Origin of the sequence: Acidovorax sp. PRC11, assembly GCF_031844105.1 — a bacterium.
Classification (GTDB): Bacteria; Pseudomonadota; Gammaproteobacteria; order Burkholderiales; family Burkholderiaceae_C; genus Paracidovorax.
In genome coordinates this window covers 1-24,971 of the sequence record NZ_JAUZUQ010000016.1, presented here as the reverse complement: position 1 = coordinate 24,971, position 24,971 = coordinate 1, and the positions used below count along the sequence as shown (strand labels likewise).

Annotated in this window: 25 protein-coding genes; 22 read left to right on the top strand and 3 right to left on the bottom strand. The window is 69.9% G+C overall.

Annotated features, from left to right (window positions below; all coding sequences use genetic code 11):
* Window positions 1-18: 18 nt before the first annotated feature.
* The 5 genes from Q9R47_RS17480 to Q9R47_RS17460 all read left to right on the top strand — a co-directional run bounded on the left by Q9R47_RS17480 (window position 19) and on the right by Q9R47_RS17460 (window position 6,095).
* Window positions 19-687 carry a GntR family transcriptional regulator gene (locus tag Q9R47_RS17480; RefSeq protein ID WP_311234458.1) on the top strand — a complete coding sequence of 223 codons (669 nt, stop codon included), beginning with the start codon at window positions 19-21 and terminating at the stop codon, window positions 685-687.
* A complete protein-coding gene (locus tag Q9R47_RS17475) occupies window positions 684-2,177 on the top strand; it encodes a malonyl-CoA decarboxylase (protein ID WP_311234457.1) in 1,494 nt (497 codons plus the stop codon). The genes Q9R47_RS17480 and Q9R47_RS17475 overlap by 4 nt, the downstream gene beginning before the upstream one ends.
* Before the next feature lie 222 nt (window positions 2,178-2,399).
* The gene (locus Q9R47_RS17470) at window positions 2,400-3,413 is read left to right on the top strand and encodes a tripartite tricarboxylate transporter substrate binding protein (RefSeq protein ID WP_311234456.1); all 1,014 of its coding nucleotides are present in this window, start codon (window positions 2,400-2,402) and stop codon (window positions 3,411-3,413) included.
* Window positions 3,414-3,552: 139 nt separating this feature from the next.
* A complete protein-coding gene (locus tag Q9R47_RS17465) occupies window positions 3,553-4,347 on the top strand; it encodes an enoyl-CoA hydratase/isomerase family protein (RefSeq protein ID WP_311234455.1) in 795 nt (264 codons plus the stop codon).
* A gap of 107 nt (window positions 4,348-4,454) precedes the next feature.
* Window positions 4,455-6,095: a malonyl-CoA synthase gene (locus Q9R47_RS17460; protein ID WP_311234454.1), complete on the top strand. Its 1,641-nt coding sequence runs from the start codon at window positions 4,455-4,457 to the stop codon at window positions 6,093-6,095.
* A gap of 21 nt (window positions 6,096-6,116) precedes the next feature.
* Here Q9R47_RS17460 and Q9R47_RS17455 read toward each other — a convergent pair whose 3' ends face one another.
* Entirely contained in the window at window positions 6,117-7,073 is a 957-nt protein-coding gene (locus tag Q9R47_RS17455) for a LysR substrate-binding domain-containing protein (protein ID WP_311234453.1), read from the bottom strand.
* Between the two features lie 219 nt (window positions 7,074-7,292).
* Here Q9R47_RS17455 and Q9R47_RS17450 point away from each other — a divergent pair, with 219 nt between their 5' ends.
* From Q9R47_RS17450 to Q9R47_RS17425, 6 genes are all read left to right on the top strand, one after another.
* The gene (locus Q9R47_RS17450; RefSeq protein WP_311234452.1) at window positions 7,293-8,525 is read left to right on the top strand and encodes an amidohydrolase family protein; all 1,233 of its coding nucleotides are present in this window, start codon (window positions 7,293-7,295) and stop codon (window positions 8,523-8,525) included.
* 32 nt (window positions 8,526-8,557) lie between these two features.
* The gene (locus Q9R47_RS17445; protein ID WP_311234451.1) at window positions 8,558-9,778 is read left to right on the top strand and encodes an ABC transporter substrate-binding protein; all 1,221 of its coding nucleotides are present in this window, start codon (window positions 8,558-8,560) and stop codon (window positions 9,776-9,778) included.
* A gap of 75 nt (window positions 9,779-9,853) precedes the next feature.
* Window positions 9,854-10,729, top strand: a complete 876-nt coding sequence (locus tag Q9R47_RS17440; RefSeq protein WP_311234450.1) for a branched-chain amino acid ABC transporter permease — start codon at window positions 9,854-9,856, stop codon at window positions 10,727-10,729.
* 17 nt (window positions 10,730-10,746) lie between these two features.
* Window positions 10,747-11,628: a branched-chain amino acid ABC transporter permease gene (locus Q9R47_RS17435; RefSeq protein WP_311234449.1), complete on the top strand. Its 882-nt coding sequence runs from the start codon at window positions 10,747-10,749 to the stop codon at window positions 11,626-11,628.
* The gene (locus Q9R47_RS17430; protein WP_311234448.1) at window positions 11,625-12,386 is read left to right on the top strand and encodes an ABC transporter ATP-binding protein; all 762 of its coding nucleotides are present in this window, start codon (window positions 11,625-11,627) and stop codon (window positions 12,384-12,386) included. The genes Q9R47_RS17435 and Q9R47_RS17430 overlap by 4 nt, the downstream gene beginning before the upstream one ends.
* A gap of 11 nt (window positions 12,387-12,397) precedes the next feature.
* Window positions 12,398-13,120, top strand: a complete 723-nt coding sequence (locus Q9R47_RS17425) for an ABC transporter ATP-binding protein (RefSeq protein ID WP_311234447.1) — start codon at window positions 12,398-12,400, stop codon at window positions 13,118-13,120.
* Between the two features lie 23 nt (window positions 13,121-13,143).
* On the opposite strand, the gene Q9R47_RS17420 is transcribed toward Q9R47_RS17425, so the two are convergent.
* Window positions 13,144-13,590 (bottom strand): universal stress protein, encoded by a 447-nt coding sequence (locus Q9R47_RS17420; RefSeq protein ID WP_160012649.1) that lies wholly within the window; start codon window positions 13,588-13,590, stop codon window positions 13,144-13,146.
* 139 nt (window positions 13,591-13,729) lie between these two features.
* On the opposite strand from Q9R47_RS17420, the gene Q9R47_RS17415 reads away from it, so the two are divergent.
* The 9 genes from Q9R47_RS17415 to Q9R47_RS17375 all read left to right on the top strand — a co-directional run bounded on the left by Q9R47_RS17415 (window position 13,730) and on the right by Q9R47_RS17375 (window position 21,931).
* On the top strand, window positions 13,730-16,189 hold the full coding sequence (locus Q9R47_RS17415) for a cation-translocating P-type ATPase (RefSeq protein ID WP_311234446.1): 2,460 nt from the start codon (window positions 13,730-13,732) through the stop codon (window positions 16,187-16,189).
* Window positions 16,189-16,326: a cbb3-type cytochrome oxidase assembly protein CcoS gene (ccoS, locus tag Q9R47_RS17410; protein WP_092954315.1), complete on the top strand. Its 138-nt coding sequence runs from the start codon at window positions 16,189-16,191 to the stop codon at window positions 16,324-16,326. Before Q9R47_RS17415 ends, ccoS begins: the two co-directional genes overlap by 1 nt.
* A 64-nt stretch (window positions 16,327-16,390) precedes the next feature.
* Window positions 16,391-17,830 carry a cytochrome-c oxidase, cbb3-type subunit I gene (gene ccoN / locus Q9R47_RS17405; protein ID WP_311234445.1) on the top strand — a complete coding sequence of 480 codons (1,440 nt, stop codon included), beginning with the start codon at window positions 16,391-16,393 and terminating at the stop codon, window positions 17,828-17,830.
* 17 nt (window positions 17,831-17,847) lie between these two features.
* Window positions 17,848-18,477, top strand: a complete 630-nt coding sequence (gene ccoO, locus Q9R47_RS17400) for a cytochrome-c oxidase, cbb3-type subunit II (protein WP_311234444.1) — start codon at window positions 17,848-17,850, stop codon at window positions 18,475-18,477.
* A 12-nt stretch (window positions 18,478-18,489) separates the two neighbouring features.
* Window positions 18,490-18,669 carry a cbb3-type cytochrome c oxidase subunit 3 gene (locus tag Q9R47_RS17395; protein WP_160018305.1) on the top strand — a complete coding sequence of 60 codons (180 nt, stop codon included), beginning with the start codon at window positions 18,490-18,492 and terminating at the stop codon, window positions 18,667-18,669.
* Entirely contained in the window at window positions 18,662-19,597 is a 936-nt protein-coding gene (ccoP, locus tag Q9R47_RS17390) for a cytochrome-c oxidase, cbb3-type subunit III (protein ID WP_311234443.1), read from the top strand. Before Q9R47_RS17395 ends, ccoP begins: the two co-directional genes overlap by 8 nt.
* 126 nt (window positions 19,598-19,723) lie before the next feature.
* Window positions 19,724-21,172, top strand: coding sequence for a cytochrome c oxidase accessory protein CcoG (ccoG, locus tag Q9R47_RS17385; RefSeq protein WP_311234442.1), 1,449 nt, complete (start codon window positions 19,724-19,726; stop codon window positions 21,170-21,172).
* Window positions 21,173-21,270: 98 nt separating this feature from the next.
* Complete coding sequence (locus Q9R47_RS17380) at window positions 21,271-21,576, top strand: FixH family protein (protein WP_311234441.1); 306 nt, start codon at window positions 21,271-21,273, stop codon at window positions 21,574-21,576.
* A gap of 67 nt (window positions 21,577-21,643) precedes the next feature.
* Window positions 21,644-21,931, top strand: coding sequence for a hypothetical protein (locus Q9R47_RS17375; protein ID WP_311234440.1), 288 nt, complete (start codon window positions 21,644-21,646; stop codon window positions 21,929-21,931).
* A gap of 121 nt (window positions 21,932-22,052) precedes the next feature.
* Here Q9R47_RS17375 and fnr read toward each other — a convergent pair whose 3' ends face one another.
* Window positions 22,053-22,772, bottom strand: coding sequence for a fumarate/nitrate reduction transcriptional regulator Fnr (fnr, locus tag Q9R47_RS17370; RefSeq protein WP_311234439.1), 720 nt, complete (start codon window positions 22,770-22,772; stop codon window positions 22,053-22,055).
* Between the two features lie 194 nt (window positions 22,773-22,966).
* On the opposite strand from fnr, the gene hemN reads away from it, so the two are divergent.
* Together hemN and Q9R47_RS17360 are read left to right on the top strand one after the other, a co-directional pair.
* Window positions 22,967-24,349, top strand: a complete 1,383-nt coding sequence (gene hemN / locus Q9R47_RS17365) for an oxygen-independent coproporphyrinogen III oxidase (protein ID WP_311234438.1) — start codon at window positions 22,967-22,969, stop codon at window positions 24,347-24,349.
* 46 nt (window positions 24,350-24,395) lie between these two features.
* Window positions 24,396-24,971 (top strand): sulfite exporter TauE/SafE family protein (locus tag Q9R47_RS17360; RefSeq protein WP_311234437.1); only part of this gene is annotated, 576 nt, incomplete at its 3' end.

Here is a 24,971-nt window from a genome sequence, read left to right as displayed (position 1 = left end):
TTCCCGGGCATTCGTGTCATGCGCCTACCGACCGCCTCCCTGCACGACAACGTCGCGGAACGCCTGCGCGAGCAGATCTTCGCGGGGGAGTTCGCGCCCGGTGCCTTCCTCGATGAGACGGCGCTGTGCGAGCGGCTCGCCATCTCGCGCACGCCGCTGCGCGAAGCGCTCAAGGTGCTCACGGCCGAGGGGCTGCTGCGCCACGAGCCGCGGCGCGGCTGCTTCGTGGCCGAGGTGACGGAGCGCGACCTCGACGAGATCTTCCCCGTGATCGCGTTGCTGGAGGGCCGCGCCGCGCACGAGGCCACGGTGCGTGCCGGCATGGCCGACGTGGCCGCGCTGGATGTGCTGCACGAGCGGCTGCAGGCGCATGCGGCGGCCGGGCGCATCGCCGAGTACTACGCCGCCAACCACGCCATCCACGAAGCCATCATCGTGCTCGCCGACAACCGCTGGCTGGCCCAGGTGATCGGCGATCTGCGCAAGATCCTGCGCCTCGCGCGGCTGCAGCAACTGCATGCGCCCGGCCGGCTGCAGCAGAGCCTCGCCGAGCACCTGGCGGTGTTCGCGGCGCTGCGCCGCGGCGATGCCGAGGCCGCCGAGCAGGCCATGCGCGACCATCTTCTCGCACAGCGCGTGGCGCTGCGCGACATCGCCCGCCACCACCACTCCAGGATCGCACCATGAATGCCGCCTCCGAATGGATCACGCGCAGCGTCTCCCGCCTGCGCACCGAAGCCCCGCTCGCCGATCTCGATGCCGCGGGCACCGAAGGGGGCGGCCGCCCGCCCGCGGAGGCCGCCCCGGCACCCGCGCCGTCCAAGGCGCCGCCGCCGCGTTCCACGTCCGAGCGCATGGCCGCCACGCTGCGTCGCGCGAACGAGGCGCTGTCCCCGCGCGCGCTGCGCCGGCTGCTGGCCGACCTGCAGGCGGTCGCGGCGCCGCAGTCGAGCGAAGTGGAAGGCGGCCGGCAGGCCGAGGCGGTGGCCGCCTGGTATGCGGAGGCCAAGCCGGAAGAGCGCCGCGACATGTGGCTGCTGATGTGCGAGCAGTTCGCGCCGGACGCCACGCGCTTCAGGACGGCGCAGAAGCGCTACGAGGCCGCCGCCGGCACCGAGGACGAGGCCCATGCGGAGGTGCACCTGCGCCGCGCGCTGGTGTCGCCGCGCACGCGGCTGCTGCAGCGCTTCGCGGTGTTCCCGCAGGGCATGCGCTTTCTCGTCGATCTGCGCGCCGAACTGCTGCCCCAGCTCAAGGGCGACAAGCGGCTGCTGCCGCTGAATGCGGAGCTGGAGCAGCTGTTCTCGACCTGGTTCGACGTGGCGTTCCTGCAGCTGCAGCGGCTGTCGTGGGACTCGCCCGCGTCGCTGCTGGAGAAGCTCATCAAGTACGAGGCGGTGCACGACATCCGCAGCTGGGCGGACCTGAAGAACCGGGTGGGCAGCGACCGCCGCTGCTACGGCTTCTTCCATCCGCGCCTGCCGAACGAGCCGCTCATCTTCGTGGAGGTGGCGCTGGTGAACGAGATCTCGGACAGCATCACGCCGCTGCTCGACGAGGACGGCGCGGCGGTGGACATCGCGCGCGCCAACACGGCGATCTTCTATTCGATCAGCAACACGCAGACGGGACTGCGCGGCGTGAGCTTCGGCGACTCGCTCATCAAGAACGTGGTGGAGACGCTGTCGGCCGAGTTCCCGCGGCTGCGCACGTTCGCCACGCTCTCGCCGATTCCGGGTTTCCGCGCATGGTTCGGCAAGCACTGCGCGGGCATGCTCGAAGCCATGGACGACAAGCGCCGCGCCGAACTGGGCCGTGCGATCGGCGCGGAGGCACCGCAGGCCGCGCAGGTGATCGCCGCGGCCGAGAAGGCGCTGGAGCTGCCCGTGAAGTCGCCGCTGCGGCAGTGGGTGCTGCACTGCGCGGCGCGCTACCTGGGGCGCGAGCTGCAGGACGGCCGCCCCGTGGATGCGGTGGCGCGATTCCACCTCGGCAACGGCGCGCGCGTGGAGCGGCTCAACTGGGCGGGAGACCCTTCGCCCAAGGGGCAGAAGCAATCGTTCGGCCTCATGGTGAACTACCTCTACGACCTGAAGCGCATCGACAAGCACCGCAGCCTGCTCGCGCAGGGCCGCGTGCCGGTGTCGGGCGACATCGAGAGCCTGTGCCGCGACTGAGGCATCGCGCTCCGCTCCGCCCGGCCGGTGGAGCGGTGGAGCGGTGGAGCGCTCGGCGCCTGCGGCACGGCCGTTGTGGGTGGTCCACGGGTTTTGAAAGGCGGCAGGGCCTGTGCCGCCCTTGCGTATCGGATCGGAAGAAGAGACGAAAGAGTGCCCCCGGCGGGCGCGGCGCTCCGGCGGCGCGGCCGACCTCTACAACGACGACAGGAGACAAGACCGATGCCAGTGATTCCTTCCCAGGCGCCCGATGCGGCGTTGCACCGCCGTGCCGTATTGCGCGGCGCCGCCGCCACGGGCCTCGCGCTCGCGGCGGGGCGTGCCTTCGCGAACGACCCGTGGCCGGCCAAGCCGGTGACGCTGGTGGTGCCGTTCCCGGCCGGCGGGGGCACCGATGCGTTCGCCCGGCCGCTCGCCGCGCAGTTCGCCAAATCCACCGGCAAGACGCTGGTCATCGACAACCGCGGCGGCGCGGGCGGCACGGTGGGCGCGAGCTACGCGGCCAAGGCCGTGCCCGACGGCTACACGCTCTTCATGGGCGGCACGCACCACGTGATCGCGCCGTCGATGTACCCGCGCCTCGACTACGACATCGAGAAGGACTTCATCCCGCTCGCACTGCTCGCCAATGTGCCGCAGGTGCTGGTGGTGAACCCGCGCAACGTGCCGTTCACCGCGTTCCCGGCGTTCCTCGACCACGTGCGGCGCAATCCGGCCAAGCTCAACTACGCCTCGGCGGGATCGGGCACCTCCCACCACCTGGCCGGCGAGCTCTTCAAGCTGCAGTCCAACACCTTCATCACGCACATCCCGTACCGGGGCGCGGGGCCCGCGCTGCAGGACCTGATCGGCGGCAACGTGGACATGATGTTCGACGGCCTGGGGTCGTCCGCCGCGCACATCAAGGGCGGGCGCATCCGCGCGCTGATGGTGTCGGGCAAGCAGCGCAACCCGGCGTTCCCGGACGTGCCCTGCGCGGCCGAGGTGGGACTGCCCGACTACACGGTGACCACGTGGTACGGCCTCTGGGCGCCGAAGGGCACGCCGGCGGACCTGCAGGCGCGCATCGTGGAGGAGGTGCGCCGCATCGGCACGGCCGACGACATCAAGGCCGTGTGGGCGAAGAACGGCGCCGACTACGGCGGCCTCACGCAGGCGCAGTTCGGCACGATGGTGGGCGCGGAGGTGAAGCGCTGGGCCCAGGTGGTGAAGGCCTCGGGGGCGAAGCTGGAGTGAGCCTCCCCTGAGGTACGGCGTCTGCTCGCATGGGCCTGCTCCGCGGCCATCGGACGAGCGGCGCCGTGGTGGTCCGTGCGCCGCTGGGCGGAGTGGCCTGGGAGGGTGGCAGTGGTCTTTGCAGAACGAGGGGATATGAATGGCGGGTGAGATCGGAGTGGTGTGGCCGGAGGGCGCGGCTCAGGACTGGCGGGGCATCGTGCGTGTCACGCTGCGGAATCCGGGGCGGCTCAATGCCATGTCGCGGGCGATGTGGCGGGAGTTGCGCGAGGTGTTCGAGGCCATCCAGGCCCGGGCGGATGCGCGCGCCGTGCTGATCGAAGGGGAGGGCGAAGCCTTCTGCGCGGGCGGCGACATTTCCGAATACCCGTCGTTCCGGTTCAACCCGGACAGCCTGCGCGATTTCCATGAAGGCGACGTGTGGGGCGGGCTGTCGGCGATGCTGGAGTGCGACGTGCCGATCGTGGCCGCGATCCGTGGTGCCTGCATGGGTGCGGGCGTGGAGATCGCGGCTTGCTGCGATGTGCGGTTCGCCGCGGAGTCCGCGCGCTTTGGTGCGCCCATCGCCCGGCTCGGGTTCCCGATGGCGCCGCGGGAGGCTGCGCTGGTCGCGCAGGCCGTGGGCGATGCGCTGGCTCGCCGCATGCTGCTGGAGGCGGCCACGTTCGGCGCCGAGCCCCTGGCTGCGCAGGGGTTCCTTGCGGCCGTGGTGGCGGATGGCGCGCTGGACGCGCACGCCTGGGCGGGCGCGGAGCGCATCGTCGCGCTGGCGCCCCAGGCGGCACGGCTCAACAAGCGGACGCTGCGCGCGTGCCGGCAGCCCGGAAACGGCGACGGCATGCAGGCCGCACCCGATCCTTATGCCTATGCGGCCGGTGCCGAGCACCGGGAAGGCATCGCGGCCTTCCTGGAGAAGAGGGCGCCGCGGTTCTGAGGCACGCACCGGCCACGCCTTCCTGCTCACCCTCCTTCCACGTTCCACGTTTCCTCTTTTTCTTTCTTTTTTCTTTCTTTCTGTCTTCCGCAACCATCCGCCCCACCATGTCGTTTCAACCGCTCGCATCGCCCGTTCCCACGCCGAATCCTGCAACGGCCGCTGGATCACAGAATCTCTACAGCACCCTGCGCTCTGCGTTCCCCGCGGACCTCGATGCCACCGCCGTCGAGGCCACGGCCCCCGACGGCACGCCGCTGCACTACAGCTGGCGCGACCTGGACCGCGCCAGCGCCCGCATGGCCAACCTGCTCGCGTCGCTCGCGCTACCCGAAGGCAGCCGCGTGGCCGTGCAGGTCGAGAAGTCGGTCGAGGCCATGATCCTCTACCTCGCCACGCTGCGCGCGGGCTACGTGTTCCTGCCGCTGAACACGGCCTACCAGAGCGGCGAGATCGAATACTTCATCGGCAATGCCGAACCCGCCGTGGTGGTGTGCACGCCGGCGAATTTCGGCTGGGTGTCGAAGATCGCCTTCACCGCCGGCACGCAGCACGTGTTCACGCTGGGCGAGGACCGCAACGGCAGCCTGCTGGAGCGCGCCGCGCACCAGGGCGACGAGCACACGCCCGCGGCCCGCTCGGCGGGCGACCTCGCCGCGATCCTCTATACGAGCGGCACCACGGGCCGCAGCAAGGGCGCGATGCTCACGCACGGCAACCTGCAGTCCAACGCCGAGACGCTCAAGGACTACTGGGGGTGGACGGCTACCGGAGGGCCTGAAGGCCGTGGCGACGTGCTGATCCACGCGCTGCCCATCTTCCACGTGCACGGCCTGTTCGTGGCCATCCACGGCGCGCTGATCAACGGCAGCAAGATGGTCTGGCTCGCGAAGTTCGACCCCAAGGCCGTGCTCGCCGCCATGCCGCGCGCCACCGTCTTCATGGGCGTGCCCACGCTCTACGTGCGCCTGCTGGCCGAGCCCGGCCTGACGCGCGATGCCGCGCGGAACATGCGCCTCTTCATCGCCGGCTCGGCGCCCCTGTTGATCGAGACCTTCAAGGAATGGCAGGAACGCACCGGCCACACCATCCTGGAGCGCTACGGCATGAGCGAGACCATCATGCTCACCAGCAACCCGTATGCGGCCGATGCGCGCCACGGCGGGCAGGACGAGCGCCGCGGCGGCACGGTGGGCTTCCCGCTGCCGGGCGTGGGCCTGCGCGTGGTGGACGACGCCGGCCAGCCGCTGCCCACGGGCGAGATCGGCAACATCCAGGTGCAGGGCCCGAACGTGTTCGCGGGCTACTGGCGCATGCCCGAGAAGACGCAGGAGGAATTCGCCACCGATGCGCACGGCGGGCGCTGGTTCAAGACCGGGGACGTGGGCCGCGTGGACGACCGCGGCTACGTCAGCATCGTCGGCCGCAGCAAGGACCTGATCATCAGCGGCGGCTACAACGTCTACCCGGCGGAGATCGAGGGATACATCAACGAGATGCCCGGCGTGGCCGAAAGCGCGCTGGTGGGCGTGCCGCATCCCGACTTCGGCGAGGTGGGCGTGGCGGTGGTGACCCCGAAGCCGGGCGCGCAGCTCGACGGCGACGCGATCGTCGCGCAGCTCAAGGGCCAGTTGGCCAACTTCAAGGTCCCCAAGCGCTGCTTCATCGCCGCCGAGCTGCCGCGCAACACCATGGGCAAGGTGCAGAAGAACCTGCTGCGCGAGCAGTACAAGGGGTTGTTCGGCTGAGCTGGCGCGCGCCGGCAGGCGTCAGGCGGCCTTCGGTGCATCCTCCGTGCAGAAGATGCATTCGGCCGCCGGCGCTCCCGCGGCCGTGCCGTGGCTGCAGCAGTGCTCCAGCCACGCGGCCACGAGCTTGTAGACCGACAGGTTGGTGCGGGCCGTGGGCGCGCACAGGTAGTAGCCCAGCGGGCTCTCGAACCGGCGCCGCAGGGGCTCCACCAGTGAGCCGGCCTGCAGTTCGTCTTCCACGAGGCAGGTGGGCACGATGCCCACGCCGAAGCCGGACACCGCGGCGCGGATGATGAGCGAGTAGAGGTTGAAGCCCGGCCCGAAGCGGCTGCCGGCGGTGTCGCACTGGTGCGCCTCCATCCAGTCGTGCCAGGCGAGCGGCACCTCGATGTGCTGCAGCAGCGTGGCGTGCTGCAGATCCTGCGGGGTGCGCAGGCGCAGCGTGTCGCGCAATTGCGGACTGCAGACGATGCTGGTCTCCTTGCCGATCAGGTAGCGGGCATTGGCGCTCGGCCAGTTGCCGTAGCCGTACTGGATGGCCGCGTCGAATTCATGCGGCACCGCGAAATCGTGCGCATGCTGGTAGCGCACGAAGTTGAGCGCCACCTGGGGCAGGGTGCGCTTGAAGTGGCCCAGCCGCGGGAACAGCCACTGCGCCGCGAACGTGGGCGGCACCGAGAAATTGAGCGCGCCGCCGCTGCCGCCGTACGACATGAGCTGCGCCGTCGCCGACTCCAGCGCCGCCATCGCGGGCCGCGTGGCGTTGAGATACGTGGCGCCCGCATCCGTCAGCTCCAGCCCGCCCGCCTTGCGGATGAACAGCTTCTGTCCGAGGTAGTCCTCCAGCGATGCGATGTGGCGGCTGATGGCGCTCTGCGTCACGCACAGCTCGCGCGCGGCCATGGTGAACGCCTGGTGCTTTGCCGCGGAGTGGAAAGCGTTCAGTTCGGAAATGGTCGGGCAGAGGCGGCGCATAGGGCGTATGAGTACTGCTCATGGGACAGTGAGATTTTAGGCGTTGCAGCCGGGTGGCTCTGGCCCGATAAATGCGTCCGTGACACCCGTGTGACTCCCGTGCGCCCGACGCAGCCGCCCTCGCACCAGCGGGGTGCGGCACCGCCTGCGGCTCCGGCCGCGACCCGCGGCGCCATGAGTAATTGCGAAGCCGATCCCTTCTATCCAACGACATCCTTCATGACTTCCCTGCTGATCGAAAACAGCCGCGTCCTGGACGTGCACGCGCTCACGCTGCGCTCCGGCGTCTCGGTCCTGGTGACGGACGGCCGCATCGCCGCGGTGGGCGAGCAATTGCAGCCGCCGGAGGGCACGCAGAAGATCGATGCCCGCGGCATGACGCTCATGCCCGGCCTGATCGACTGCCACGTGCACGTGGTGGCGTCCTCGTTCAACCTGGGCACGGTGGCGAAGATGCCGAACGTGTTCACCATGCTGCGTTCGCTGCCGATCATGCGCGGCATGCTCGATCGCGGCTTCACCACGGTGCGCGATGCGGGCGGGGCGGACTGGTCGCTCGCCGAAGCGGTGCGCACGGGCCTGGTGCAGGGCCCGCGCATCTTCCCTTCGGGCAAGGCGCTGTCGCAGACGGGCGGCCATGCGGACTTCCGCCAGCGAAGCGACGACTTGGACGTGTGCTCGTGCGCGTACAAGCTGGGCAACATCGGCCGCGTGGTCGACGGCGTCGATGCCTGCCGTCTCGCGGTGCGCGAGGAGATCCTGAAGGGCGCCACGCAGATCAAGGTCATGGCCTCGGGCGGCGTGGCCTCGCCCAACGACCCGATCGGCAACCTCGGCTACTCCGAGGCCGAACTGCGCGCCATCGTCGAGGAGGCCTCCAACGCCAGCACCTACGTGATGGCCCATGCCTACACGCCGCGCGCCATCGCCCGCGCCGTGCGCTGCGGCGTGCGCACCATCGAGCACGGCAACCTGGTCGATGCGGCCACCGCCGACCTGATGGCGGAGATGGGCGCGTTCATGGTGCCCACGCTCATCACCTACGAAGGCCTCGCGAACGAGGGCGAGCGCTACGGCCTGCCGGCGGTATCCATCGCCAAGATCGACGCGGTGCGCGGGCAGGGCAGGCAGGCGATCGAGATCCTGGCCAGGGCCGGCGTGAAGATGGGCCTGGGCAGCGACCTGCTGGCCGAGACGCACTACCTGCAGTCCGACGAGCTGCGCCTGCGCGCCGAGGTGCTGGGCAACGGCCCGGTGCTGCAGCAGGCCACGCTGGTGGGCGCCGAGATCCTGGGCCAGCAGGGCCAGCTCGGGGAGATCACCCCGGGCGCCATCGCCGACCTGCTGCTGGTGGACGGCGACCCACTCGCCGACATCGCCTGCCTGCTGGGCCAGGGCGAGCGCATCCGCGCGATCGTCAAGGACGGCGCCTTCGTCAAGAACACACTCTGACTTCCAACCCGCATCCAGACCGGAGACACACCATGCAACGTAGAAACCTCATGAAGCTCGGCGGCGCCGCGGCCGTCCTGCAGTGCCTTCCCTCCCTCGGCTTCAGCCAGCAGGGCGATGTGTTCCGCATCGGCTCGCTCACGCCGATCACGGGCGCGGGCAGCCCCTACGGCCCGGGCATGCAGCAGGCGATCCGCCTGGCGGTGGACGAAGTGAATGCCGCCGGCGGCGCGGGGGGGCGCAAGCTGGAACTCTTCACCGAGGATTCGCAGACCAAGCCCGACGCCGCCGTGCTCGCCGCCAAGAAGCTCATCGAGGTGAACAGGGTGCAGGCGGTGCTGGGCACCTGGGCCTCGGGCGTGTCGCTGGCCGTGCTGCCGCTCACCGAGGCGGCCGGCATCATCGAGATGAACGTCTCGGGCGCGCCGGCCATCTCCACGCTCGACACCAAGGACCTGGTCTGGCGCTTCCAGGCGACCAACGACCGCTTCGGCGCGGCCTTCGCCGAGATCTGCGCCAAGCGCGGCTTCAAGCGGCCGGCCACGATGGCGTTCAACAACGCCTCGGGCCTGGGCAACGTGGAAGGCTTCACGCGCGTGTGGGAGAAGCGCGGCGGCAAGGTGGCGGCCCACGTCACCTACGAACCCAGCCGCCCCAGCTACCGCAGCGAGCTGCAGAAGATCCTGGCGGCCAAGCCCGACGTGATCGTGATGGGCTCGTACCTGCCGGATACCACCATCATCCTGCGCGAGTGGTTCCAGTCCGGCGCCGAGAACAAATGGGTCATCCCGGGCTGGGCGGCCAACCCCGACCTGGTGAAGGCCCTGGGCCCCGAGGTGTGCGAGGGCATCATCTCGGTGGACACGGTCTCCAACGAAAAGAGCCCGTCGTTCGCGAACTTCGACGCGGCCTTCACCAAGGCCACCGGCAAGTCCGCCGCCACCAACATCTACGCCGCCATGGCCTACGACATGGTGATTTCGCTGGCGCTGGCGATGGAAGCCGCGGGCGCCAAGGCCACGGTGGAGCAGGTCAACGCGAAGATCCGCGACGTCTCCAACGCGCCGGGCACCGCCGTCCACACCTTCGCGGAAGGCAAGGCGCAGCTGGCCAGGAAAGCCAAGGTGAACTACGAAGGCGCCTCCAGCAAGCTCGACTTCGACAAGTTCGGCGATGCGACGCCGGACTTCGGCGTGTACGTGATCGAGAAGGGCCAGCTGGTGCGCCGCGACGTGGTGTCCATCTCGGTGTGATCTTTTTTACTGCTTCCGAAAGGCAATGGCGGGGCGCCCACGGCACCCGCCAGGGACGATGCACGAGATGACGCAATGACCTGGATCGACTTCGCGAACCTCCTGATCAACGGCTTGATCGAGGGCCTGGTGGTGGCCCTGCCGGCGCTGGCCATGACCCTGGTGATGGGCGTGAACCGCTTTCCCAACGCCGCCACGGGCGACCTGATGACCACCGGCGCCTACGCCGCGGTGGCGGTGCAACTGCTGGGCGGCGTGCCGCTGTGGCTGGCGGCCATCGCCAGCGTGGCGGTCACGGCGGTGGTCTCGGCGGGCTCCTACCAGCTCATCTTCCGCAAGCTGGCGGGACGGCCGATGGTGGCCTCCATGCTCGCGGCGATCGGGCTGGGCTTCCTGCTGCGCAGCCTGATCTCGTTCTTCGCGGGGCACGACCAGCGCACGTTCGAGATGCCGCTGGTGCGCGCCTGGAACTTCGGCGGCATCCGCATCCTGCCGACCGACCTGCTGATCGCGGCCATCGCCGCCGCGTGCCTGGCGGTGGTGTTCGTGCTGATCTACCGCACCAGCTTCGGCCGCCAGCTGCGCGCCGTGGCCGACAGCGCCGACCTGGCGCGGGCCAGCGGCATCCGTGCCGGCGGGCTGATGCTGTGCCTGTGGCTGCTGGTGGGCGCGCTCTCGTCCATCGGCGGCGTGCTGCTGGGCATGAAGGCCATCGTCACGCCCGAGATGGGCTGGGAGAGCCTGATTCCCGCGTTCGCCGCCATGGTGCTCGGCGGCATCGGCAGCCCGGTGGGCGCGGTGCTGGGCGCGCTGGTGCTATGCGTGGTGCAGGAGCTGTCGGTGCCGCTGCTGGGGCCGTCGTACAAGCTCGTGCTGTCGTTCGTCGTGCTGGCGCTGGTGCTGCTGCTGCGCCCCGCGGGGATCATGGGCCGCGTGCAACTGGTGCGCTGAAAGGAGCGAAGAACAACATGCTTGCCTATCTCTGTGCCATCGGCATCGTGGCCCTCATCTACTGCCTGCTGGCGCTCGGCCTGAACCTGCAGTTCGGGCTGACGCGGCTGGTCAACTTCGGCGTGGTGGCGTTCTTCGCCGTCGGCGCCTACACCTCGGGCCTGCTGTCGCTCCAGGGGCTGCCGCTGCCGGCATGCTTCATCGCGGCGGGCGTGCTCTCGGGGCTGCTCGCGCTGCCGATCGGGCTGCTGTCGCTGCGGCTGCGCGACGATTACCTCGCCATCGTCACGCTCGGGTTTTCCGAGGCGGTGCGCATCACGATCCAGCAGGAGAGCTGGCTCACCCACGGCGTGCAGGGCCTGCCGGGCCTGCCCAAGCTGTTCGCGGCATGGGGCCCGGGCGTGTCCGACACGGCGATCTTCGCGGTGCTGGCCTTCATCGTGGGCCTGGTGTGCTGGGGCACGGTGCGCCTCACGCGCAGCCCCTTCGGCCGGCTGCTGAAGGCCATCGGCGACGACGAGGCCGCGCTTTCCGCGCTCGGCAAGGACCCGGCGCGCTTCAAGGTGCAGGTGTTCATGCTGGGCGCGGCGCTGGCCGGCGTGGCGGGTGCCTTCTACGCGCACTTCATCACCTTCATCACGCCCGAGCAGTTCATCCCGCTGATCACCTTCTACGTGTGGATGGGGCTGGTCATGGGCGGTTCGGGCACGGTGCGCGGTGCCATGTTCGGCTCGCTGCTGCTGATGGTGTTCCTGGAAGGCTCGCGCTTCGCCAAGGACTGGGTGCCCGGCGTGTCGGAGGTCGGCATGGCCAGCCTGCGTCTGGCCGCCGTGGGGCTGGCGCTGATCCTGGTGACGCTCTACCGGCCGAACGGCCTGTTCGGAGGCCCGTCGAAATGAGCATGCTGCAAGTGGAGGCCGTGACGCGGCTGTTCGGTGGCTTCAAGGCGGTGGACGGTGTCTCGCTGCAATTGGCCGATCGGGAGATCCTGGGCATCGCCGGCACCAACGGCGCGGGCAAGAGCACGCTGTTCGCCGCGATCGCGGGCCAGCAGCCGGCCAACGCCGGGCGCATCGCGTTCGCGGGGCAGGACATCACCCGCATGCCGCCCTACCGGCGGGCGCGGCTGGGGCTGGTGCGCACCTTCCAGATCCCGCGCGAATTCAAGAGCCTGACGGTGCACGAGAACCTGATGGCCGCGGCCGCCAACCCGCAGGGCGAGCGGCTGCTGAACGCCTTCTTCCAGACGCGCGGCCTGCGCGAACACGAGGAGCAGCTGGCGGCCAAGGCCGACGGCATCCTCGCGTTCCTGAACCTGGCGCGCGTGCGCGACGTGCCGGCCGGCGGCCTCTCGGGCGGGCAGAAGAAACTGGTGGAGCTGGGCCGCGTGCTCATGCTGGACCCGCGCTGCATCCTGCTGGACGAGCCCTTCGCGGGCGTGAACCCGGTGCTGATCGACGAGATCTGCGAACGCGTGCGCGCGCTGCAGGGCCGCGGCATCGCCTTCATCGTCATCGAGCACCATCTGCAGGCGCTCAAGGCGCTGTCGCACCGCATGATCGTGATGGACCGGGGCCGCATCCTGGCCGAGGGCGATCCGCACACGGTGCTGGACGACCCGCGCGTGCAGGAAGCCTACATGGGAGGGGTGGTATGAGCGCAGCGGCCATGAACAACGAGACCCACGGCGAGAGCCTGCTGCGGATCGGGCAGCTGCGCGGCGGCTATTCGGAGGTGGACATCATCCACGGCATCGACCTGGCCGTGGCGCCGGGGCAGATCGTGACCATCGCCGGCACCAACGGCGCGGGCAAGTCCACGCTGGTGAAGGCGCTGCTGGGCCTGCTGCCGCGCGTGGCGGGCAGCATCCACCTCGATGGCCGCGACATCACGCGCCTGTCGGCGGAGGACCGGTTCGACGCCGGCCTCGCCTACGTGCCGCAGGTGGCGAACGTGTTTCCCTCGCTCACCGTGCGCGAGAACCTGCAGGTGGTGCGCGGCGTGAAGCACCTCCGGCAGCGCATGGAAGAAGTGCTGGCCGATTTCCCCGCCCTGGTGGAGCGGCTGCCGCAGCCGGCCAGCAACCTCTCGGGCGGCGAGCGACAGCAATTGGCCTTCGCCCGTGCGCTGATGCCGTCGCCGCGCATCATGGTGCTGGACGAGCCCACGGCAGCGCTCGCGCCGTCGCTGGTCGGCAAGGTGTTCGACATGGTGCAGAAACTGCCCGCCGCCGGCGTGGCCGTGCTGATGGTCGAGCAGCGCGCGCGGCAGGCGCTGGCCATCAGCCAGCAGGGCTACATCCTGGACCAGGGCCGCTGCGTGCTGCACGGCCCCGCACAGGAGCTGCTGGAAGACCAGCGCATGGCGCAGCTGTATCTGGGCAGCCACTGAGCCACCCGCACGGCGGCGCGGCTTCAGCGCAGCACGAGCACGGGCACCGTGGAGTGCGTGAGCACGTGCTGGGTCTCGCTGCCCAGCAGCAGGCGCTTGACGCCCTTGCGGCCGTGCGAGGCCATCACGATCAGGTCGCAGTCGTGCTTGGCGGCCGCGGCGATGATCGCCTCGGCGACGAGGTCCGACTTGGCCACCACGGGCTTGACCTTCACGCCCTGCGCATCGCCCAGCTGCCGGATGCCGTCCAGCAGTGCCTGGGCGCCGGCGGCCCACTGGCTCTCGATGCGCCGCGCCTCGGCGGCATCCACCGGCGAGCCGCCCTCGAAGTAGCTGCGCGGGTAGCGCGGCACGACCTTGAGCGCGACCACGCGGCCGCCAGAGATCCGGGCCAGCGACAGCCCGTGGTCGACGGCTTTGCCGGACAGGTCGGAGCCGTCGGTGGCGATGAGGATGCGGCGGTAGGACATCTTCGTTCTCCTGGAAGAAATGGGGAGATGGCGCGGCCGGTACGGCCTTGGCGCATACCTGCAGAGTAGGGCGGGAAGGTTGCGCGTGTCTTGACATGGGTCAACGTGGACCGGCGCCATGGGGCCTAGCCTCCCGGCCATGATTTCCGATCCTTCCGTGCCGCCGGCCGCGGCCGATTCCGCCGCCGCGCTGCTCGACGATCCGCAGGAATGGTCCGCCTTCGGCCGGCCGCTCCCCGTGCCGGGCGGCACGCCCGATGGCGCACCGCCCGGCGCGGCGCAGCAGGGCGTGTGGGAATCGCACGTGGTGCTCGGCGGCATGCACTGCGCGGCCTGCGCGCTCACCGTGGAGGATGCGCTGCGCGCCGTGCCTGGCGTGCAGCAGGCCGAGGTGAGCGCGGCCACGCACCGCGCGCGCGTGGTGTGGGATGCGGGGCAGGTGCGCCCGTCCGGATGGATGGCCGCCGTGGCGCGCGCCGGCTACCCGGCCCTGCCGGCCTTGGACGCCTTCGCGCGCGAGCAGCGCCGGCGCGAGGGCCGCCGCGCCCTGTGGCGCTGGCTGGTGGCGGGCTTCTGCATGATGCAGGTGATGATGTACGCATGGCCCGCGTACGTCGCGCAGCCGGGCGATCTCACGGCCGAGATGGAACGGCTGCTGCGCTGGGCCTCGTGGGTCATCACGCTGCCGATGATGATCTTCTCGTGCGGCCCGTTCTTCGCGAGCGCGCTGCGCGACCTGCGGCTGCGCCGCGTGAGCATGGACCTGCCCGTGGCGCTGGGCATGGGCATCACCTTCGCCGTCAGCACGGCCGGCACCTTCGATCCGGCGGGCGTTTTCGGGCGCGAGGTCTATTACGACTCGCTCACCATGTTCGTGTTCTTCCTGCTCACGGGCCGCTGGCTGGAGATGCGTCTGCGCGACCGCACGGCGGGTGCGCTGGAGGCGGTGATGAACCGCCTGCCCGACAGCATCGGGCGGCGCGGCGCCGACGGCACGTTCACGCGCGTGGCCGTGCGCCGGCTGGCGGCGGGCGATGTGGTGCGCGTGCTGCCGGGTGAGGCTTTTCCGGCCGATGGCCGCATCGCGCGCGGCAGCACGCAGGTGGACGAGGCCCTGCTCACGGGCGAATCGACGCCGCTGCCGCGCGGCGAAGGCTCGGCCGTGGCGGCCGGCAGCTACAACCTGCGCGCGCCCGTGGAGGTGCGCATCGAGCGCGTCGGCGGCGACACGCGGTTCGCGGAGATCGTCGCGCTGATGGAGGCCGCCTCCGCGCAGAAGCCGCGGCTCGCGCAGCTGGCCGACCGCATCGCGCGGCCGTTCCTGCTGGGCGTGCTGCTGGCCGCCGGCCTGGCCGCCGCCTGGTGGTGGCCCACGGACCCGGAGCATGCGCTGATGGTCGCGGTGGCGGTGCTCATCGTCACCTGCCCGTGCGCGCTGTCGCTGGCCACGCCGGTGGCGATGCTCACGGCGGCCGGAGCGCTCGCGCGGCAGGGCGTGCTGGTGCGCAATCTGCAGGGCCTGGAGGCCCTGGCGGCCGTGGACACGGTCGTGTTCGACAAGACCGGCACGCTCACGCAGGACGGCATCCGCATCGCCGGCGTGCACCCGGCGCCGGGCTTCGCGCCGGCCGATGCGCTGGGGCTGGCGGCGGCGCTGGCGCGGCACTCGCTGCATCCGCTGTCGCGCGCGCTGGTGGAAGCGGCCGGGCCGCACGGCGAGGGCGCCGCTGCGCGCTGGAAAGTGAGCGACGTGCGCGAGGTGGCGGGGCAGGGCCTCGTCGCGCGCGTGGACGATGGCGAAGGCCGGCTCGCGCCCGCGTTGCTGCGGCTCGGCCGGGCGGCGGAGAGCGAGCCTGAATCAGTGCAGCAGATGGCGTTGTGCGCGGAGCCGCTGCCGGAAGGCACGGCTGCGGTGGTCGACGCGGACGGCACGCCGCACGCAGCCTGGCCCGCCGAGATCGCGCGCTTCGACTGGCGTGAAGACCTGCGCGCCGATGCGGCCGGCGTGATCGCCCGCCTGCGCGGTGCCGGCATCGCGGTCGAGTTGCTTTCCGGCGACCGGGCCGATGCCGTGGCGCGCGTGGCCGCGAGCGCGGGCATCGCGGTGGCGCGGGGCGACTGTTCGCCGCAGGACAAGCTCGACCGCATGCGCGCGCTGCAGGCCGCGGGGCACCGCGTGGCGATGGTGGGCGACGGGCTCAACGACGGGCCGGTGCTCGCTGGCGCGCACGTGTCGTTCGCCTTCGGCCGCTCCGTGCCGCTCGCGCGCTCGCGCTCGGACTTCGTGGTGATGGGCGACCGGCTCGCGATGGTCGAGCGCAGCGTGCGGCTCGCGCGGCGCACGCTGCGCGTGGTGCGGCAGAACCTCGCCTGGGCCGCGGCCTACAACGCGCTGTGCGTGCCGCTCGCGGTGGCGGGCTGGATGCCGGCCTGGCTCGCGGGCCTGGGCATGGCGCTCAGCTCGCTGCTGGTGGTGGCCAATGCGGCGCGCCTCGCACGCAGCGGGCGCGGGGAGGGCAACGGGCCGGACACCCCGGCCACCGCACCGGGCGCGGCCGTGCCGCAGGCCGGCGCAGCGCTCGCGCAGGGAGCCGTGTGATGGACATCCTCTACCTGCTCATTCCGCTGTCCGTCGTGCTCGTGCTGCTGATCCTCGTGGGCCTCTGGTGGGCCATCGACCGCGGCCAGTTCGAGAACGTCGAGCAGGAAGGCGAACGCATTCTTCGGGACGATTGATGCTCGTCAAATGCTCCCTGCCTCCCTCTCGTCAGAATTTGTAAGCAAACCAAAGAGGTGCCCGATGGATTCTTCTGTCTCGAACGCCGCGCACTACAACGACACGGTCGTGCGGCAGTTTTCAATCATGGCCGTCGTGTGGGGGGTGGTCGGCATGCTGGTCGGCGTGCTCATCGCCGCCCAGCTCGCCTGGCCTGAACTCAACTTCGGCGTTCCGTGGCTCAGCTACGGCCGCCTGCGTCCGCTGCACACCAACGCGGTGATCTTCGCGTTCGGCGGCTGCGCGCTGTTCGCCACCAGCTACTACGTCGTGCAGCGCACGGGGCAGGTGCGCCTGTTCGCGGGCCGGCTCGCCTCGTTCACCTTCTGGGGCTGGCAGGCGGTGATCGTGGCCGCGGCCATCAGCCTGCCGCTGGGCTACACCACGGGCAAGGAATACGCCGAGCTCGAATGGCCCATCGACATCCTGATCACGCTCGTGTGGGTGTCGTACGCGATCGTGTTCTTCGGCACCGTGGGCAAGCGCCGCGTGCGCCACATCTACGTGGCCAACTGGTTCTTCGGCGGCTTCATCCTCGCGGTGGCTCTGCTGCACGTGGTCAACAGCGCGGAAGTGCCAGCGGGCTGGATGAAGAGCTACTCGGCCTATGCCGGCGTGCAGGACGCGATGGTGCAGTGGTGGTACGGCCACAACGCCGTGGGCTTCTTCCTCACCGCCGGGTTCCTGGGAATGATGTACTACTTCATCCCCAAGCAGGCCGGCCGCCCGGTGTACAGCTACCGCCTGTCGATCGTGCACTTCTGGGCGCTGATCTTCACCTACATGTGGGCCGGCCCCCACCACCTGCACTACACCGCGCTGCCCGACTGGACGCAGTCCGTGGGCATGGTGTTCTCGCTGATCCTGCTGGCCCCCAGCTGGGGCGGGATGATCAACGGGATCATGACCCTGTCGGGCGCCTGGCACAAGCTGCGCGACGACCCCATCCTGCGCTTCCTGATCGTGTCGCTGTCGTTCTACGGCATGGCCACGTTCGAGGGCCCGATGATGTCCATCAAGACGGTGAACGCCCTGAGCCACTACACCGACTGGACCGTCGGCCACGTGCACGCCGGCGCGCTCGGCTGGGTCGGCCTGATCACCATGGGCTCGCTGTACTACCTCGTGCCGCGCCTGTTCGGCCGCGAGAAGATGCACTCCATCAAGGCGATCGAGCTGCACTTCTGGATGGCCACCATCGGCATCGTGCTCTACATCGCCGCCATGTGGATCGCCGGCGTCATGCAGGGCCTGATGTGGCGCGCGGTGAATGCCGACGGCACGCTCACCTACACCTTCGTCGAGAGCGTCAAGGCCACCTATCCCTTCTACGTCATCCGCTTCGCCGGCGGCCTGCTCTACCTCGCGGGCATGGTGGTGATGGCCTGGAACGTATGGAAGACCGCCATGGCCGGCCGCTCGGTCAAGGTGCAGATCCCGGCCGTGGCACCCGCCCACGCCTGAACCCCTGGAGCGCTTTCATGTCCGACAACACAACGACAAAAGCCGGTTTCTCCCACGAGAAGATCGAGACCAACAACTTCCTCATGATCGTGCTGATCGTGCTGGTGGTGGCCATCGGCGGCCTGGCGGAGATCGTGCCGCTGTTCTTCCAGAAGTCGACCACCGAGCCGGTCGAGGGCGTGCAGCCCTACACCGCCACGCAGCTGCTGGGCCGCGACATCTACCTGCGCGAGGGCTGCTACAACTGCCACTCGCAGATGATCCGCCCCTTCCGCGCCGAGACGCTGCGCTACGGCCATTACTCGGTGGCGGGCGAGTTCGTGTACGACCACCCCTTCCAGTGGGGCAGCAAGCGCACGGGCCCGGACCTGCACCGCGTGGGCGGCAAGTACAGCGACGAGTGGCACCGCATCCACCTGAACAACCCGCGCGACGTGGTGCCCGAGTCCAACATGCCGGCCTATTCCTGGCTGGAGAAGACCGCGGTGGACCCGTCCGTCGCCGCGCCCCGCATGAAGGCGCTGCGCGTGGCCGGCGTGCCCTACACCGACGAGCAGATCGCCGGCGCGGCCGAAGAGGTCAAGGGCAAGACCGAGCTGGACGTGCTGGTGGCCTACCTGCAGGTCATGGGCCGCGCGCTCAAGTAACGGGAGGCCGCCATGGACATCACCACGGTGCGCATCATCGCGACGCTGGTTTCGTTCGCGCTCTTCCTCGGGATCCTGGTCTGGGCGTTCTCGCGCGGCAACCGGTCCCGTTTCGAGGAGGCCGCGCAGCTGCCGTTCGCCGAGCAGGACGCTCCCCTGAATTCTTTGAAGAACGAGAAGAACCATGAGTGACTTCACCCACAATTTCTGGTCGGTGTACGTCGTCGCGCTGACCCTCGGCGGCATCGCCGGCTGCCTCATCCTGCTGTGGATCACCTCGCGCAAGAAGGTCGAGCCGCGTGCGGACAACACCACGGGCCACGTCTGGGACGGCGACCTCACCGAGATGGACAACCCGATGCCGCGCTGGTGGATGTGGCTGTTCGTCATCACCATCGTGTTCGGCCTGGGCTACCTGGCCGCCTATCCCGGCCTCGGCCGCTTCACCGGCCAGCTGGGCTGGTCGCAGCGCGGCGAGTACGAGAACGAGATGGCCAAGGCGAAGGCCGAGCTGGAGCCGCTGTATGCCCGCTTCGCGGCGATGTCGACCGAGCAGGCTGCCGCCAGCCCCGAGGCGATGGCGATCGGCGAGCGCCTGTTCATGAACAACTGCTCGCAGTGCCACGGCTCCGATGCGCGCGGCAGCAAGGGCTTCCCGAACCTGGCCGACGGCGACTGGCTGCATGGCGGCGCGCCCGCCAACATCCGCGAGACGATCGAGAAGGGCCGCATCGGCATGATGCCGCCCATGGCCGCGGCCGTCGGCTCGCCCGAGGACGTGCGCAACCTCGCGCACTACGTGCTGAGCCTGTCGGGCAGCCCGCACGATTCGCTGCGCGCCTCGCTGGGCAAGTCCAAGTTCACGGCGTGCGCTGCCTGCCACGGCATGGACGGCAAGGGCAACACCGCGCTGGGCGCGCCCAACCTGACCGACGATGTCTGGCTGCACGGCTGGGGCGAGGGTGCCATCACCGCCATGATCAACCACGGCAAGACGAACCAGATGCCCGCGCAGGCCGGCAAGCTCACCGATGCGCAGATCGGCGTGCTCACCGCCTACGTGTGGGGCCTCTCCAACCGGCCGGGCGCGAACACCGCAGCGGCCGCTCCGGCCCGCTGAACGAAGGGACCGCACGGGGAGCGCCGCCGGCCGGCGCGCCGCTCCCTTTTCGGCCCCGATGCGCGATGCGCAACGACCCGCTCCCACGACACGAGACCGCCGGCCGGCAAAGCAAAGCAGAACCCCATGAAGCCCCCTGACGGACAGCCGCGCAAGGTCATCCCGATCGCCCCCGTTCCGGCGGACGGCGGATCGGCACAGGCCGAAGTCGTCTCCCTCTACGAAGCCCAGAAGAAGATCTACCCGCGGTCCATCGCCGGCGTGTTCGCGCGCTGGCGCTGGGCCATGGTCGCTTTCACGCAGCTGGTGTTCTACGGTCTGCCGTGGCTGCAGTGGGGCGAGCGGCAGATGGTGCTGTTCGACCTCGGCGCGCGGCGCTTCTACCTGTTCGGGCTGGTGCTCTACCCGCAGGACTTCATCTACCTGACGGGCCTGCTCATCATCTCGGCGCTCTCGCTCTTCCTGTTCACCGCGGTGGCGGGCCGGCTCTGGTGCGGGTTCGCCTGCCCGCAGACGGTGTACACCGAGATGTTCATGTGGATCGAGCACAAGGTGGAGGGCGACCGCAGCGCGCGCCTGCGGCTCGACAACGGACCCTGGACCTTCGAGAAGGTCCGCAAGAAGGCGCTCAAGCAGTTCCTCTGGATCGCCGTCTCGGCATGGACGGGCTTCACCTTCGTGGGCTACTTCGTGCCGATCCGCGAACTGGGCGCAGAGGTGATGGCGCTGCAGGGATCGTGGCAGCTCTTCTGGGTGGCGTTCTACGGTTTCGCCACCTACGGCAACGCTGGCTTCCTGCGCGAGCAGGTCTGCAAGTACATGTGCCCGTACGCGCGCTTCCAGAGCGCGATGTTCGACAAGGACACCCTCGTCGTCACCTACGACGACGCGCGCGGCGAGCCGCGCGGCCCGCGCAACAAGTCGGTGGACCACCGCGCGAAGGGCCTGGGCGACTGCATCGACTGCACTCTGTGCGTGCAGGTCTGCCCGGTGGGCATCGACATCCGCAACGGCCTGCAGTACGAATGCATCGGCTGCGGCCTCTGCGTGGATGCGTGCAACACCGTGATGGACAAGATGAAGTACCCGCGCGGGCTCATCCGCTACTCCACGCAGAACGGCGTGGCGAACCGCTGGACGCAGTCGCAGATGCTGCGCCGCGTGCTGCGGCCGCGCGTGCTCATCTACACCGCCGTGCTGGTGGCGCTCAGCGCCGGCATGATCACGAGCCTGGCGCTGCGCACGCCGCTCAAGGTGGACGTGGTGCGCGACCGCGCGGCGCTCTCGCGCATCGTCGCGGGCGGGCGGCTGGAGAACGTCTACAGCCTGCAGATCATGAACGCGACCGAGGCGCCCCAGCGCTACCGCATCGCGGCCACGGGCATGGAAGGGCTGGTGGTGGCGTCCGACGCCGAACTGGAGATCGGCGCGGCGCAGTCGCGCTGGGTGGCCGTGCGGCTGCAGATCCCCTACGGCTCGGCCGCGCCGGGATCGCATCCGGTGGCGTTCGACATCGAGGCACTGGGCACGCATGCCCACGTGCGCGAGAAGTCCATCTTCCTCGTGCCGCGCTGAGCGGCATGCAGAGGGTGGGGATTGGTGTTATTCGGTATTGGCGTGCCCCGCGACCGCATGGTGTGATGGGCGCGCGACGAGGAAGAAGGAGCCAGATCATGACGACAGCAACCCATGCAGCGGCGACGGCCGGCGGCAGCGCGGCCGGCACGGCAGCCCAACCCTGGTGGAAGTTCGGCCACGTGTGGATGGTGATCGCGGGCCCCGCGATCGTGGTGGTGGCCGGCACGGCCACCGCATGGCTCGCCGTGCGCCAGCCCGACCCGGTGGTGGCCGAGGACTACTACCGCCAGGGCATCGAGATCAACCGCACGCTCGCGCGGGAACGCGCGCGTGCCGGCATGGAGCCGGCGATGAAGGCACGCAACCACGCCGCCACGCCGCAGCAGGACCAGCCGCGCTGAAGTGGCCTCGCCCCGGCGGGCCGCCGCTTCCGGTAGCAGCAGATGCAACGCAAAGGAGGAGATCGCGATGAAAGCCCAGCGCCTGATGTGGATCGCCTGGCCCGCCTTCCTGGTGGCCGGCCTGATCGAAATGGTGGTGTTCGCCTTCGTGGACCCGGCCGCCCTGCACTGGGCCGACCAGCCCCTCGCCCTCTCGCGCGAGGGCGTCTACACGGTGGCGTTCTTCGTGTTCTGGGCGCTGTGCATGCTCTCGGGCGCGCTCACCACGCTGCTGTCGATGTCGCCGTTCGAACTCAACCGCTGCCCCGTGCCCACGGGGGAGCGCCCGCTGGAATGCGGCAAGTTCATGCAGTGATGCGCACAAAGCACGGTCGTCGAACACGCATTGCCTCACCCGCCAAAAGGCCGCGGAGCAGGCCATGCCGGCAGACGCCGTGGAGCGGGCTTCGCCCGGCCACCGGCGCCTCAGGGGGATGTCAGTGGCAAGCCTGGCTGTTGACTATCCGCTTGAGCGCATCCGGCTCGACGATGCGCACGTGCCGCTGCTTGACCTCGACGATGCCTTCCTCGACGAACTTCGAGAACGTGCGGCTCACGGTCTCCAGCTTGAGGCCCAGGTAGCTGCCGATCTCCTCGCGCGTCATGCGCAGCACCAGTTCGGACTGCGAGAAGCCGCGCGCATGCAGGCGCTGCACGAGGTTGAGCAGGAACGCGGCCAGGCGCTCCTCGGCGCGCATGCTGCCGAGCAGCAGCATCACGCCGTGCTCGCGCACGATCTCGCGGCTCATGATCTTGTGCACGTGGTGCTGCAGCGCGGTGACCTCGCGCGACAGCTCCTCGATGCGGTCGAAAGGCATCACGCAGACCTCGGCGTCCTCCAGCGCGACGGCATCGCAGGTGTGGTGGTCGCTCACGATGCCGTCGAGCCCGATGATCTCGCCGGCCATCTGGAAGCCCGTCACCTGGTCGCGCCCGTCCTCGGTGGCCACGCAGGTCTTGAAGAATCCCGTGCGGATGGCGAAGAGCGACGTGAAGGCCTCGCCGTTGCGGAACAGCGTGGCGCCGCGCTTGACCTTGCGGCGCGTGGCCACGATGTCGTCGATGCGCTGCAGCTGCTGGTCGTTCAGGCCGAGCGGCATGCAGAGTTCGCGCAGGTTGCAGTTCGAACAGGCGACCTTGATGGTGTGAGGATTCATGGATGAGTGGCCTTCCCTTCGAGGCATTCCGGCCACTGCACGACTGCCGTGTACGGAGTGGACACGCGGTCAATGTGGCATACAACTGTGATGCGTCAATTGTGGCAGCGACACGCTTCCAAATGCTTGACCGATGTCAAGGACGCGGGCGCGGCACCTGGTGCACATTGTGGACCGACAAGGAATTCCGCACCATGAACGCTGTGACTCCCGAGCTTCTGCGCCGCTTCGACGTGCCGGGGCCCCGCTACACCTCCTATCCGACCGCCGACCGCTTCGTGGAGGCCTTCGGCCCGGACGAGTACGTGCTGGCCCTGCAGCAGCGCCGGCTCGGCTCGGCCGCCAAGGCCGTGCCGCTCTCGCTCTACGTGCACATCCCGTTCTGCGAATCGCTGTGCTACTACTGCGCGTGCAACAAGATCATCACGCGCCATCCCGAGCGCGCCGACGTCTACCTGCGCTACCTGAGCCGCGAGATCGATCTGCACATGGCCCACTGCGCGCCGGGCCAGGCCGTGAGCCAGCTGCACATCGGCGGCGGCAGCCCCACCTTCCTGAGCGACGACGGGCTGCAGGAACTCATGAACATGCTGCGGCGCAGCTTCACGCTCGTGCCCGGCGGCGAATACTCGATCGAGGTCGATCCGCGCACGGTGGACGCGCAGCGGCTCGCCAGGCTCGCGCAGCTCGGCTTCAACCGGCTGAGCTTCGGTGTGCAGGATTTCGACCCGGCCGTGCAGAAGGCCGTGCACCGCGTGCAGCCCGCCGAGCAGGTGTTCGCGCTCGTGCAGGAGGCGCGCCGGATCGGCTTCGAGTCGATCAACGTGGACCTGATCTACGGCCTGCCCCGGCAGACCCCCGAATCGTTCGACCGCACGCTCGCCCAGGTGGCAGAGCTGCGGCCCGACCGCATCGCGCTCTATGCCTATGCCCACCTGCCCGAGCGCTTCAAGCCGCAGCGGCGCATCGTGTCGGCCGAGCTGCCGATGGCCTCCGCCAAGGTCTCGATGCTGTCGCGCTCGCTCAACGCCTTCCAGGACGCGGGCTACGTGTACGTGGGCATGGACCATTTCGCGCTGCCGGACGACGCACTGGCCGTGGCCAAGCGCCAGGGACGGCTGCACCGCAACTTCCAGGGCTACAGCACGCAGCCCGACTGCGACCTCATCGCGCTGGGCGTCTCGGCGATCGGCCGCGTGGGCGCCACCTACAGCCAGAACGCCAAGACGCTCGACGAGTACTACGACCTGATCAACCAGGGCCGCCTGCCGGTGGTGCGCGGCCTGGCGCTCACGCGCGACGACCTCGTGCGGCGCTCGGTCATCATGGCGCTGATGTGCCAGGGCGAAGTGCTGTTCGAGCCGATGGAGCAGTCGTGGCTGATCGACTTCCGCCGCTACTTCGCGGCCGAGCTGGAAGTGCTGGGCGGCATGGCCGGGGACGGCCTGGTCACGCTGGGCGACGATGGCATCACGGTGACCGAAATGGGCTGGTTCTTCGTGCGCGGCGTCGCCATGGTGTTCGACCGCTACCTGCAGGCCGACCGCACGCGCGCCCGGTTCTCGCGGATCATCTGAGCCGCCGCGCACGCCTTCGAGCGACCGAGCACCGCCGAGCCGCACCATGCCCGATGCCCTGATCTGGACGGCCTTCGCCATGGGACTGGCGGGCGGACCCCACTGCCTCGCGATGTGCGCGGCACCCTGCGGCGCGATCATCGGCGGCGCGGGCGCGGGCGCGGGCGCAGGACGCCGGGACGGGCGCCGCGTGCAGTGGATGGCCGTGGCGCCGGTGGCCGGCCCGCAGACGGGGGGCGCTGCCGGAGCCCGTGCCGGCATTGCCGGCCCGGGAGGGGGTGTCGTGCGGGCGGCGTGGTTCCACCTCGCGCGCCTGGCCGGCTACGCGCTGGCCGGCGCCACGGCCGCGCTGGCCATGGACCGGCTCGCCTGGCTCACCCAGCAATCCGCCGCGCTGCGCCCCGCGTGGACCCTGCTGCACGTGGCCATGCTGGCCTGGGGCGTGCTCATGGCGCTGCAGGCGCGGCAGCCCGCCTGGGTGGAGCGCGCCGGCCGGTCGGCATGGGCCCGGCTCGGGCCGGTGGTGCGCGCGCCGGGCGGCGTGGCGGCGGCGGGCCTTGCCTGGGCCCTGATGCCGTGCGGCCTGCTTTACTCGGCGCTGCTGGTGGCGGCGCTCGGCGGC

What these genes read in the sequence shown, in the direction of transcription:
- Q9R47_RS17480 (WP_311234458.1), top strand. Translation starts at nt 19, where the DNA reads ATGCGCCTACCGACCGCCTCCCTGCACGACAACGTCGCGGAACGCCTG.
- Q9R47_RS17475 (WP_311234457.1), top strand. Translation starts at nt 684, where the DNA reads ATGAATGCCGCCTCCGAATGGATCACGCGCAGCGTCTCCCGCCTGCGC.
- Q9R47_RS17470 (WP_311234456.1), top strand. Translation starts at nt 2,400, where the DNA reads ATGCCAGTGATTCCTTCCCAGGCGCCCGATGCGGCGTTGCACCGCCGT.
- Q9R47_RS17465 (WP_311234455.1), top strand. Translation starts at nt 3,553, where the DNA reads ATGGCGGGTGAGATCGGAGTGGTGTGGCCGGAGGGCGCGGCTCAGGAC.
- Q9R47_RS17460 (WP_311234454.1), top strand. Translation starts at nt 4,455, where the DNA reads ATGTCGTTTCAACCGCTCGCATCGCCCGTTCCCACGCCGAATCCTGCA.
- Q9R47_RS17455 (WP_311234453.1), bottom strand. Translation starts at nt 7,073, where the DNA reads ATGCGCCGCCTCTGCCCGACCATTTCCGAACTGAACGCTTTCCACTCC.
- Q9R47_RS17450 (WP_311234452.1), top strand. Translation starts at nt 7,293, where the DNA reads ATGACTTCCCTGCTGATCGAAAACAGCCGCGTCCTGGACGTGCACGCG.
- Q9R47_RS17445 (WP_311234451.1), top strand. Translation starts at nt 8,558, where the DNA reads ATGCAACGTAGAAACCTCATGAAGCTCGGCGGCGCCGCGGCCGTCCTG.
- Q9R47_RS17440 (WP_311234450.1), top strand. Translation starts at nt 9,854, where the DNA reads ATGACCTGGATCGACTTCGCGAACCTCCTGATCAACGGCTTGATCGAG.
- Q9R47_RS17435 (WP_311234449.1), top strand. Translation starts at nt 10,747, where the DNA reads ATGCTTGCCTATCTCTGTGCCATCGGCATCGTGGCCCTCATCTACTGC.
- Q9R47_RS17430 (WP_311234448.1), top strand. Translation starts at nt 11,625, where the DNA reads ATGAGCATGCTGCAAGTGGAGGCCGTGACGCGGCTGTTCGGTGGCTTC.
- Q9R47_RS17425 (WP_311234447.1), top strand. Translation starts at nt 12,398, where the DNA reads ATGAACAACGAGACCCACGGCGAGAGCCTGCTGCGGATCGGGCAGCTG.
- Q9R47_RS17420 (WP_160012649.1), bottom strand. Translation starts at nt 13,590, where the DNA reads ATGTCCTACCGCCGCATCCTCATCGCCACCGACGGCTCCGACCTGTCC.
- Q9R47_RS17415 (WP_311234446.1), top strand. Translation starts at nt 13,730, where the DNA reads ATGATTTCCGATCCTTCCGTGCCGCCGGCCGCGGCCGATTCCGCCGCC.
- ccoS (WP_092954315.1), top strand. Translation starts at nt 16,189, where the DNA reads ATGGACATCCTCTACCTGCTCATTCCGCTGTCCGTCGTGCTCGTGCTG.
- ccoN (WP_311234445.1), top strand. Translation starts at nt 16,391, where the DNA reads ATGGATTCTTCTGTCTCGAACGCCGCGCACTACAACGACACGGTCGTG.
- ccoO (WP_311234444.1), top strand. Translation starts at nt 17,848, where the DNA reads ATGTCCGACAACACAACGACAAAAGCCGGTTTCTCCCACGAGAAGATC.
- Q9R47_RS17395 (WP_160018305.1), top strand. Translation starts at nt 18,490, where the DNA reads ATGGACATCACCACGGTGCGCATCATCGCGACGCTGGTTTCGTTCGCG.
- ccoP (WP_311234443.1), top strand. Translation starts at nt 18,662, where the DNA reads ATGAGTGACTTCACCCACAATTTCTGGTCGGTGTACGTCGTCGCGCTG.
- ccoG (WP_311234442.1), top strand. Translation starts at nt 19,724, where the DNA reads ATGAAGCCCCCTGACGGACAGCCGCGCAAGGTCATCCCGATCGCCCCC.
- Q9R47_RS17380 (WP_311234441.1), top strand. Translation starts at nt 21,271, where the DNA reads ATGACGACAGCAACCCATGCAGCGGCGACGGCCGGCGGCAGCGCGGCC.
- Q9R47_RS17375 (WP_311234440.1), top strand. Translation starts at nt 21,644, where the DNA reads ATGAAAGCCCAGCGCCTGATGTGGATCGCCTGGCCCGCCTTCCTGGTG.
- fnr (WP_311234439.1), bottom strand. Translation starts at nt 22,772, where the DNA reads ATGAATCCTCACACCATCAAGGTCGCCTGTTCGAACTGCAACCTGCGC.
- hemN (WP_311234438.1), top strand. Translation starts at nt 22,967, where the DNA reads ATGAACGCTGTGACTCCCGAGCTTCTGCGCCGCTTCGACGTGCCGGGG.